This is a genomic window from Nonomuraea sp. NPDC004702 (assembly GCF_053601695.1).
Window position 1 is genome coordinate 109,241 of the sequence record NZ_JBSGCE010000033.1, and the last position, 10,163, is coordinate 119,403.

Here is a 10,163-nt window from a genome sequence, read left to right on the forward strand (position 1 = left end):
AGTGTGTGAGACCGATCCACAGGAACGGGGGAAATGTGGACGGCCTCACCTCAGCACAGGTCGCGGAGGCGAAGACCAACGAGGTGCCGCGGCGGTCGAGCAGATCGCTCAGCGCGATCATCAGGGCGAACGTGTTCACCCTGTTCAACCTGGTCATCGGCGTGCTCTGGGCGCTGATCCTGATCTTCGGCGAGTGGCAGGACGGCCTGTTCGGCCTGGTGATCGTGGCCAACGCGCTGATCGGCATCGTCCAGGAGCTGCGCGCCAAGCGCACCCTCGACAAGCTCGCCGTGATCAACGAGGCTCCGGTCCGCGTCCGCCGCGACGGCCGTGAGCAGCAGGTCGAGCCGCACCGGGTCGTCCTCGGCGACCTGGTCCTGCTCGGCTCCGGCGACCGCCTGCTGGTCGACGGCGAGGTCGTCGGCTCCGACGGCCTGGAGGTCGACGAGTCGCTGCTGACCGGCGAGGCCGACCCGGTGCACAAGAAGCCCGGCGACCAGGTGTTGTCGGGCAGCTTCGCGGTCGCCGGCGCCGGCGCGTACGTCGCCACCCGCGTCGGCACCGACGCCTACGCCGTGCGGCTGGCGGAGGAGGCCAGCAAGTTCCACCTCGCCCACTCCGAGCTGCGCGAGGGCGTGGCGAACTTCATCAAGTACATCACCTGGCTGGTCGTGCCGATCGGCGCCCTGCTGATCTACAGCCAGCTGCACAACTCCGCCGACTTCTCCACCGCCATCACCGGCGCGGTCGCCGGCATCGTCACCATGATCCCCGAGGGCCTGGTGCTGATGACCTCGATCGCGTTCGCCGTCGGCGTCATCCGCCTCGGCCGGCGCAAGTGCCTGGTCCAGGAGCTGCCCGCGATCGAGGGCCTGGCCAGGGCCGACGTGCTCTGCCTGGACAAGACCGGCACCCTCACCGCCGGCGGCATGGACCTCGACCAGGTGCTCCCGCTGCGCGACGGCCAGCCGGTCGAGCCCGCGCTGGCCGCCCTGGCCCACCTCGACGCCCGTCCCAACGCCACCGCCCAGGCCATCAGGGCCCGTTACCCCGCCCCCGCCGACGGCTGGGCGGCGGCCTCGTCCGTGCCCTTCTCCTCGGCCCGCAAGTGGAGCGGCGCCGACTTCGGCGGGCACGGCGCCTGGCTGCTGGGCGCCCCCGACGTGCTGCTGCACGACGGCGACGGCTACGACAGGGCCGCCGAGCTGGCCGCCACCGGCACCCGCGTGCTCGTCCTGTGCCGCACGCCCGACCTGCGGGCCGCCCAGGACGGCGGGCCCGTCGAGCCCGTCGCGCTGGTCACCCTCAGGCAGCGGATCAGGCCCGACGCGCTCAAGACCCTCGGCTACTTCGCCCAGCAGGGCGTCACGGTCAAGGTGATCTCCGGCGACAACCCGGAGGCGGTCTCCGCCATCGCCATGAGCCTGAAGATCCCCGGCGGCGACCGTTCCATCGACGCCAGGACGCTCCCCCAGGACGACCCCGTCAAGCTCGGCGAGCTGCTCGACTCCCACACCGTGTTCGGCCGGGTCAGCCCGCAGCAGAAGCGGCAGTTCGTCGGCGCGCTGCAGGCCCGCGGGCACACCGTGGCCATGACCGGCGACGGCGTCAACGACGTCCTCGCGCTCAAGGACGCCGACCTCGGCATCGCCATGGGTGCGGGCAGCCCGGCCACCAAGGCGGTGGCCCAGGTGGTGCTGCTGGACGACAAGTTCGCCACGCTGCCGCACGTCGTCGGCGAGGGCCGCCGGGTGCTGGCCAACATCGAACGCGTCTCCAACCTCTTCCTCACCAAGACCTTCTACGCGATCGTGTTGTCGCTGGCCGTCGGGGTGGCCGGGGTGATGTTCCCGTTCGCGCCCCGCCACTCCACCCTCACCAACGCGCTGACCATCGGCATCCCGGCGTTCTTCCTGGCGCTCGCGCCCACGTTCGAACGGGCGCGGCCGGGGTTCGTCCGGCGGGTGCTGCGCTTCGCCGTGCCGGCGGGGGTGTTGTGCGCGGTCGCGGTGCTGCTGTCGTTCTGGGCCGCGCACAGCGGCACCTCCACCCTGACCGAGGACCAGACGTCCGCGGTGATCACGCTCTTCCTCACCACGTGGTGGGTGCTCGTGCTGATCACCAGGCCGCTCAACTGGTGGCGGATCACGCTGCTGGCGTCCATGGCGGGGCTCTTCGCGCTCGCCCTGTCGCTGCCGCCCGTCCGGCGCTTCTTCGCCCTCGCCCCCGGCGACCTCAGCAACGACCTGACGGCCGTCGGCATCTCCCTGGTGGCCGCTGCGGCGATCAGCATCGCGGTCAAGGTCGCCGGTACCCTTAGAACATGACCGACCCGCAGATAGTGCTCACCGAGCGCGTCCAGCAGGCGCTGGCCAACGCGTTCGGCGCCGAGCACGCCGACGCAGACCCGCTGATCCGGCCCTCCCAGTTCGCCGACTTCCAGGCGAACGTCGCGATGAGCCTGGCCAAGCGCCTGCGACGGTCCCCGCGGGAGGTCGCCGAGGCGATCAAGGCCGAGCTGTCCGACTTCCCCGGCACGGTCGAGGTCAGCGGCCCCGGCTTCCTCAACATCACGCTCGCCGACTCCTGGATCGAGTCCCAGGCCGCGGGCATGCGCGACGACCAGCGCCTCGGCGTCGGCACCAGCACGCCCGCGCAGACCATCGTGATCGACTACTCCGCGCCCAACGCGGCCAAGGAGATGCACGTCGGCCACCTGCGCACCACCATCGTCGGCGACTCCCTCGCCCGCCTGCACGAACACCTCGGCAACAAGGTGATCAGGCAGAACCACCTCGGCGACTGGGGCACCCCGTTCGGCATGCTCATCGAGCACCTGCTCGACATCGGCGAGCCGGCCGCGGTCGCCCAGCTCGAAGCGGGCATGGGCACCGAGTTCTACCAGGCGGCGCGGGCCAAGTTCGACGCCGACGAGGGCTTCAAGCAGCGTGCCCGGGTCCGGGTCACCACCCTCCAGTCGGGCGACCCGGCCACCATGCGCCTGTGGCACGTCTTCATGGACGCCACCGTCCGCTACTTCAACAAGGTCTACTCCCTGCTCGGCGTCACGCTGACCGACGCCGACCTCGCGGGCGAGAGCATGTACAACCCCATGCTGGAGAAGACCTGCGCCGATCTTGAGGCGTCGGGCGTCGCCGTCCACAGCGAGGGCGCGCTCTGCCTGTTCCCGCCCGGCTTCACCGGCTCCGACGACAAGCCCCTGCCGCTCATCATCAGGAAGAGCGACGGCGGCTACGGCTACGCCTCCACCGACATGGCGGCGATCCGCTACCGCGTCCACGACCTGAAGGCCGACCGCATCCTCTACGTGGTGGGCGCCGACCAGGCGCTGCACTTCCGCATGGTGTTCGCCTCCGCGCAGATGGCCGGCTGGCTGCCCGACACCGTCTCGGCCGAACACGTCCAGATCGGCATGATGCTCGGCAAGGACGGCCGCCGCTTCAAGACCAGGTCCGGCGAGTCCATCAAGCTGATGGACTTGCTCCAGGAGGGCGTCGACCGGGCCTCGGCGGCCATCGCCGAACGCGGCTACGACGAGGCCACCCGCAACGAGATCGCCCTGGCCGTCGGCATGGGCGCGGTCAAGTACGCCGACCTGTCGGTCAGCCACGACAGCGAATACGTCTTCGACTACGACCGCATGCTGGGCTTCACCGGCAACACCGGCCCCTACATGCAGTACGCCACCGCCCGCATCCGGTCCATCTTCCGCAAGGCGGACATGGAGCCGGCGGCCGCCACGTCCCCGATCCTGCTGGCCGAGCCCGCCGAGCGCGCCCTGGCCCTGCACCTGCTCGGCTTCGGCACGCTCATCGAAGAGGTCACCGCCCGCTCCGAGCCCCACCGGCTGTGCAACTTCCTCTTCGAGACGTCGAGCCTGTTCAGCACGTTCTACGAGCAGTGCCCGGTGCTGCGGTCCGACGTCGAGCCCGAGACCCGCGCCTCGCGGCTGGCCCTGTGCGCGCTGACCCTGCGCGTGCTCGAAACCGGCCTCGACCTTCTGGGCGTCCCCGTCCCCGACCGTATGTAACAGGCAGTTGGCTCAAAGTCTCCCGTTCCGTCATGGGCGCGCCTCCACCGGGTTGGCGCGCCCTAACGGCTAGGCTTTACGCGGTCATGAACTGAGGCCGAAATGGGGGAGTTCTCTGCCTTGAGCACGGACCTGACTGCGAGCCCCCAAGCAGCGACGGAGTTGCAACGCTACGCCGAGGCGCTGCTGGCGCACCTCGCCGCCAATGGCACCGCGCCTCCCGCCGCTCCGGGCTTTCGCGACATACCCGGCCACTGGCTGCCCCCTGCCGTCGAAGCGCTGGTCGCCATCCTCGCCGGCGACGACCCGCTCGAACCGCTGAGCAGGGCCGCCGGCCGCGACCAGCAGCAGACCGCGCTCTTCCTGTGCCTGGCCCTGGCGGTGTCCGGGCAGGGCAGCCGCATCCACGCTTCCTGGCTCGGCACGGCCTTCGGCGAGCTGTCGCTCGACCGTCCCGTCACCCACGGCCAGCGCTCGCTCTGGCTGGCCGCCGCCCGCGGCGCCTACGGCCCGGCCGGCAAGATCTTCGTGCTGCGCAAGCTCGACGCGCTGGCCGTGCAGGAGCACGCCGACGTCGAGGAGTGGGTGCAGGCCCTGGTGCCCGGCGAGCCCGCGGTCGTCGTGCCGCCGTCGCTGGCCGACTTCCCGGAGATGGCCGAAATCCCCGACCTGGCCCGTCCGGCGGTCGCGGCCGCCCGCCTGGCCAGGCTGCGCGGCCGTTGCGCCGAGATCACCTCGGCCCGGCAGGCCGACCACGACTCCGCCGCCCCGCTCAGCAACAGCTCGGCCAGCCCGGCCGCGTCCTGGGCCGAGGACGAGCCGCTGGCGGTCCTGCGCGCCCAGATCGGGCAGGGCGGCCCGGCCGGCCCGATGGCCTCGCTGATCTCCCACCTGCTCGACGACCTGCGTCCCGGCGCCGACCCGCACCTGGCCGCCATCGCCCTGCACGTCGCCGCGCCCATCCTGCGCGGCCTGGCCGAGGAGCTCGAAGCCGACAGCCGGCTGACGCCGCCGGCCACGCTGACCGTCCCGCTGCTCGGCCACCGCATCCACCTGCGCCCCGAAGGCCCCGACGAGACCTCGATCGCCACGGCGGAGCACGCCATCCTCACCGAGGGCGTCGTGCCGCGCGGCCGGCCGTGGGCCGCGTTCGTGCTGATCGTGGCGGGTGTCGCGTGCCTGGCCGGAGCGGCGTTCAGCGCCTCGCTCCTGCTGGCCGCCGCCGGGGTGGCCATGCTCGGGCTGGGCGGCTGGCAGCTCTGGCAGCGCCACAAGACGATCGTCGCCGACGCCCGTTACGTGGCCGGCCAGGTCAACGAGCTGAAGGAGCTGGCCGAGGGCGCCGTCTGGGCCCTGCACGCCTACGCCAGAGAAGCGGACGCACGCGCGAAACAGGCCGCTGACGATGCAGCCGAGCTCACCCGGCTGATTCGTCGCGGCCCGCGCGCTGCTTAGACCCGATCAGGTCGTCTCGATCTCCACGTGCGCCGGCGCGAGCAGGAACACGCGATCGGCGATGCGCTCGATCCGACCCTCGCAACCGAACGCGAGCCCGGCGGCGAAGTCGACCATCCTCGTCGCCTCGGGCATCGCCATGCCCGTGACATCCATGATCACCGTCTGCCCGTCACGGAAGTGCTGACCGATCAACGGTGCGTCGTTGTACTTGAGCGGCTGGACCATCACGATTCGCGACGCGTCGACGTTCGCGCGCCACCGCCGGGCGGCCCGCTCCGTCGCCGGAACGTACTCGTCCTCGTAGTGCTCGTCGTCGTCATAGCCGTCGTCGTAGTGATCGACCCCGCTCAGGCCAAGGTAGTTCACCACCTTGCGCACTGCCCCCATCGGCTTGTCCTTTCCTCAGGAACTCACCGTAATCGGCACGTCCCTACACATTGGACGGTAACCGACGATTCCGCATTCGCCACGCGACACGCCCAGCCCTAATTCCATTTTGTACGGCTTGCAACCCGCTTGCATCTGGATATCCGTCCCCCCCGTATAGCATCGGCCACATGCGCCTGTTCACTGTAGACGCCTTCACCGACACAGCTTTCAAGGGTAATCCCGCAGGTGTCTGCCTGCTGGACTCTCCGGTTACTGATGGGTGGATGCAGAGCGTAGCCGCCGAGATGAACCTCTCCGAGACCGCCTTCCTGCTCGGCGATTCCCTGCGGTGGTTCACCCCTGTGGTCGAGGTCACTCTCTGCGGTCATGCCACGCTGGCGACCGCTCACGTTCTGTATTCGACCGGCGCCGCGACCGGCCCCGTCGAATTCCGCACGGCCAGCGGAACGCTAACCGTGAATCGCGCCGCCGGAGACCTCATCACGATGGATTTCCCGGCCAAGGAGGTGACGCCCGTCACGGTTCCCGACGGCCTGGAGAAAGCGCTCGGCGCCACCCCGGTGCGGGTCGGGAAAAGCGACCTGGACCTGCTGGTCGAGGTCGATTCAGAGGAGACGGTACGCACCCTGCGCCCCGACATCCCGGCCCTGTCGGCAGTTGAGGCGCGCGGCGTCATCGTCACCGCCCGCGGCACCGGCACGGATTTCGTCTCACGATTCTTCGCTCCCCAAGTGGGCGTCGCCGAGGATCCGGTGACGGGTTCGGCCCACTGCGCCCTGTCGCCGTACTGGTCCGCGCGGCTCGGCCGCACGGCTCTGACCGGTGCGCAGCTCTCCGCCAGAGGCGGCCTGGTCCACACCCGCCTCGACGGCGACCGCGTCCACCTCGCCGGCCATGCCGTGACCATCCTCACCGGCACACTCCTCACGCCCAGGTAAAAACTTCCTTACCCTCCTTGCTTCCCTCCACTCGGCTGTCTAACCTACAAATCGAGTTGGAGGTTAGCTACCACGACAGAAGCAGGAGGTTCGGAACCATGCTGCTGACTACGATCGACCCGTTCTTCCAGGAGTTCGAGCGCCAGTTCAACCGGCTGGCCCGCCAGACCTTCGACAACGGCGGCGCCGCCACGATGCCGATGGACGGCCTTCGCCGCGACGACGACGTCGTCCTGCGCTTCGACCTGCCCGGCATCGACCCGGACTCCATCGAGGTGACCGTCGACCGGGGCGTCCTCACCGTCAGCTCCCGTCGCGAGGAAGAGATCGCCGAGAACGAACGACTGTTCGTCCGCGAGCGCCCGATGGGCACGTTCACCAGGCGCGTCTACCTGTCGGAGCACCTCGACAGCGACCGCATCGACGCCGGCTACGCCAACGGCGTGCTCACCGTGCGCATCCCGGTCCTCGAACGCGCCAAACCGCGCAAGGTGGAGATCCGGCGCAACGACACGAAGGCCATCCGGGCCTGACCCGGCACCGGGGGCGGGGCATCCCGGCCCCGCCCCCGAACCCCGAGGAGGCCACGATGCCCGCGCTGCCCTTCGACGACGAACACGCCCCGCTCTACTCCCTGGGCCAGGTCGCCGAGATGCTCCAGGTCCGCCAGGCCTACCTCCGCCGCCTGGACGAACACGACGTCATCAGCCCGAGCCGCTCGTCCGGCGGCCAACGCCGCTACTCCCGCAACGACATCCTGACCGTCCAGCACGTGACCGACCTCGCCGACCAGGGCATGACCCTGATCGCCATCCGCCGCATCCTGGAACTCGAGCGTGAACTCGCCGACGTCCGCCGGCAACTCAAAGAAGCCCGCACCCGCCTCGGCGACCCCACTTAGCATGCGGCGCCCCTGAGCGACGTGCGCTTCCTCTCCTCTCCCCACACGGCCAGCGAACCCCCTGGGCGATCGCGACGACGAGCACCAGCCCTCCAGAGCCTGCCCAGACCACCGGCGCCGAGGCGCCCGCCGCTCCGCCTGCCGCATCCCCCAGGTAATCGCAACCCCCGATCCCCGCCCACCAGCTACCGGCCACCGGCCACCGGCCACCGGCCACCGGCCACCGGCTACCGGCATCGCCCCCAGGCTCCCGCCACCAGGTCGCCTGGGCACAAACGCCGCCCCGTCTTGTCGGGCATAGGATGCGCCCCTACCGCACCGCCGCCGGACCCCGACAGGACTCGCCCGCCATGAACCCCCACCACGAAAACCTGCGCACCCGGTTCCGAACCGCTCCGCTCCAACCCCCGCCGCCACCCTGGCGCCCCTTGCCGCCAGTAGCAGTCGGAGGCTTGACCGGCGTGGGCTTCGCCGTACACCCCGAATCGGGCGAGGACCTCATCCTCGTGACCTCTCACCAGGGACGCGGCGTCCTCAACTGCGTCACCGGCCGGCGCACAGCACGCGACCCCGCCCCAGAACCAGCCTGGCCGGACGACTACACCCTCACCTGCCAAGGCATAGGACCTCTGACAGGCACCCCCATCAAAATCTCCGGCCTCCTGGGCGGCGGACTGCACACGACCACCACGAATGGATGGTCCATCGATGTCGTCGCCCCCGACTGGCCCATCGAAAACGTCCTGCTGTCCAGCGGCGGTGACCCCTACCGCGACGAACCCGGATCAACCTGGTGGCACATCCACCGCGAAGAGGGCTGCGAGCTCCGCACAGCCGGCTTCTCCCCCACGGGCCGCACCCTGGCCATCGCCTCCAGCTGCACACTAACCCTCTTCGCCCACCCCTGACATCCAGCCACCTGCCATGGCCTCAGAACGGCCAATCTGCCGAGCCTCACCAAGCTCGCGCTGACACCCAGCCCAGGTCCCCTGCCAACACAAGCCGGCTCCTGGAGTACACAGCTACGCCACCAGTCCGGACAGTTGAGTGGAGACATCCGACAGGCTGGCAACAGCACTGATGGGCGTGGCCGACAGAGACGAAGCCCCAGGCATGACCAGAACTTCCCTGACAGCACCTCGTTCCGGTCATCGCGAAATCCTGGTCACCGCCGAAGGCAGGTCTGCTTCTACGGCGCGGCTCCCACGGCTCGCTATTGGCTGTTGCGGCTGCCAGGAGCCGCTCGTAGGGGCGCGCAACACCCTGACAGCGCCTCCTCCCCCCGCAGAGTGACGGCGAAGTGTCAGCGTACTCACTGGTGTGCAGACCTGAGGACGGACAAGCGTGCAGGGGGCGTGCTCCATAATCGCCTGGTGAGCTGGGTGGCGAACGTCATGGTGTCGGTTGATGCGGTGGACCGGCCCAACGTTGAGGCGTTGAGCAACTGGTTGCGGGCCGAGGCTCCGCGGCGGGACCGGCCGGGAATGGGATGTGGGTTCCTGACCGAGACGACCGGCCAGGATTCGCAATGGGGTGGCTGGAAGTTCCCCGAATGCAGCGTGTGGGCCGGGACGCTCAATCATGCTGATCTGCCCGCGGTTCTTGATCGAGTTCAGAACATCGCCTGGCGATGCCCGAACGCCGTCCAGGTCTTCTTGATGGACCAGGAGGAGTCGTTCTTTCGGCTGTGGATGCTGCGGCACGGCATGCTGAAGCAGTATGCACCCACGCACCCTGGCGAGGAGGATGAGGGCTTCTTCACTGTCGATTCCAGGTGATTCCGGCCATTAGTGTCGAGACTGACACGGGCTCGTTCGCAGCTGATGGGGGCACGCCGGCGACGGTGAGGCTGAACAGCTCCTGGCCCACCTACGCAACGCCGGCACTTGAAGTCTGTCTGCGGTCGCGGGATCGCCACCGCTCTACGCAAGCGGGTAGAGGTTGACCTTCAGCGCAGATGTAGGGCCGGCCAAGGACGAAGCTGGAGGAGCATCCGACCCAGGCGCCGGATACGAACCCTTGGGTCTCCGGCGAGGCCGGGCCGGATACGCCCCCTTGATCTCCTACGAAATGGGGCGGGACACGAACCCTAAGTCTCCAAAACGGGCCGGCTCGGACTGACCAGAGCCGGAACCGACTGGGCTCCACCGAAAGCGCCACCTGCGCCTTGCGACAGCGCACCTCCAAGCGGCCCACCGGCACACCGGCCCAGGGGTCCGGGGGGCCAGGGTCCAGGGGTCCACTGGGCCCGCCACGAGCCGGCCCCCTGAACCAGCCCCCAACCCCAGCACCCCGCCATCACACCCCCAGCACCGGGCACAAGGAAATACCCCCGGAAATACAGAAAGGGCCCCGACCGAAGTCGGAGCCCTTCCCAAAAAATTGTCCGGCGGTGACCTACTCTCCCACACCCTCCCGAGTGCAG

General features: G+C 69.5%; 9 protein-coding genes. 8 read left to right on the forward strand and 1 reads right to left on the reverse strand.

All coding sequences use genetic code 11. The features are described 5' to 3' along the window. Positions 1-35: 35 nt before the first annotated feature. The 3 genes from ACWEJ6_RS33505 to ACWEJ6_RS33515 all read left to right on the forward strand — a co-directional run bounded on the left by ACWEJ6_RS33505 (position 36) and on the right by ACWEJ6_RS33515 (position 5,506). On the forward strand, positions 36-2,327 hold the full coding sequence (locus ACWEJ6_RS33505; protein WP_452428959.1) for an HAD-IC family P-type ATPase: 2,292 nt from the start codon (positions 36-38) through the stop codon (positions 2,325-2,327). After that, positions 2,324-4,051: an arginine--tRNA ligase gene (gene argS / locus ACWEJ6_RS33510; protein WP_352320836.1), complete on the forward strand. Its 1,728-nt coding sequence runs from the start codon at positions 2,324-2,326 to the stop codon at positions 4,049-4,051. The genes ACWEJ6_RS33505 and argS overlap by 4 nt, the downstream gene beginning before the upstream one ends. A 120-nt stretch (positions 4,052-4,171) precedes the next feature. Then, complete coding sequence (locus tag ACWEJ6_RS33515) at positions 4,172-5,506, forward strand: hypothetical protein (protein WP_358298706.1); 1,335 nt, start codon at positions 4,172-4,174, stop codon at positions 5,504-5,506. Positions 5,507-5,512: 6 nt separating this feature from the next. Here the strand turns inward: ACWEJ6_RS33515 and ACWEJ6_RS33520 are convergent, their stop codons facing one another. Further along, positions 5,513-5,896, reverse strand: coding sequence for a cell division protein SepF (locus ACWEJ6_RS33520; RefSeq protein ID WP_352320833.1), 384 nt, complete (start codon positions 5,894-5,896; stop codon positions 5,513-5,515). Positions 5,897-6,066: 170 nt separating this feature from the next. On the opposite strand from ACWEJ6_RS33520, the gene ACWEJ6_RS33525 reads away from it, so the two are divergent. The 5 genes from ACWEJ6_RS33525 (at position 6,067) to ACWEJ6_RS33545 (ending at position 9,516) form a co-directional block, all read left to right on the forward strand. After that, positions 6,067-6,837 carry a PhzF family phenazine biosynthesis protein gene (locus ACWEJ6_RS33525; RefSeq protein WP_387681391.1) on the forward strand — a complete coding sequence of 257 codons (771 nt, stop codon included), beginning with the start codon at positions 6,067-6,069 and terminating at the stop codon, positions 6,835-6,837. Positions 6,838-6,935: 98 nt separating this feature from the next. Further along, complete coding sequence (locus ACWEJ6_RS33530) at positions 6,936-7,370, forward strand: Hsp20/alpha crystallin family protein (protein WP_452428962.1); 435 nt, start codon at positions 6,936-6,938, stop codon at positions 7,368-7,370. A 56-nt stretch (positions 7,371-7,426) separates the two neighbouring features. Then, positions 7,427-7,738 carry a MerR family transcriptional regulator gene (locus tag ACWEJ6_RS33535; protein WP_452428964.1) on the forward strand — a complete coding sequence of 104 codons (312 nt, stop codon included), beginning with the start codon at positions 7,427-7,429 and terminating at the stop codon, positions 7,736-7,738. Positions 7,739-8,190: 452 nt separating this feature from the next. Further along, positions 8,191-8,646 carry a hypothetical protein gene (locus ACWEJ6_RS33540; protein ID WP_452428966.1) on the forward strand — a complete coding sequence of 152 codons (456 nt, stop codon included), beginning with the start codon at positions 8,191-8,193 and terminating at the stop codon, positions 8,644-8,646. Between the two features lie 465 nt (positions 8,647-9,111). Then, positions 9,112-9,516 carry a hypothetical protein gene (locus ACWEJ6_RS33545; protein ID WP_452428968.1) on the forward strand — a complete coding sequence of 135 codons (405 nt, stop codon included), beginning with the start codon at positions 9,112-9,114 and terminating at the stop codon, positions 9,514-9,516. Positions 9,517-10,163: the final 647 nt, after the last annotated feature.

Coding starts and splice junctions, on each gene's coding strand:
- argS (WP_352320836.1), top strand. CDS start 2,324: ATGACCGACCCGCAGATAGTGCTCACCGAGCGCGTCCAGCAGGCGCTG.
- ACWEJ6_RS33520 (WP_352320833.1), bottom strand. CDS start 5,896: ATGGGGGCAGTGCGCAAGGTGGTGAACTACCTTGGCCTGAGCGGGGTC.
- ACWEJ6_RS33525 (WP_387681391.1), top strand. CDS start 6,067: ATGCGCCTGTTCACTGTAGACGCCTTCACCGACACAGCTTTCAAGGGT.
- ACWEJ6_RS33530 (WP_452428962.1), top strand. CDS start 6,936: ATGCTGCTGACTACGATCGACCCGTTCTTCCAGGAGTTCGAGCGCCAG.
- ACWEJ6_RS33535 (WP_452428964.1), top strand. CDS start 7,427: ATGCCCGCGCTGCCCTTCGACGACGAACACGCCCCGCTCTACTCCCTG.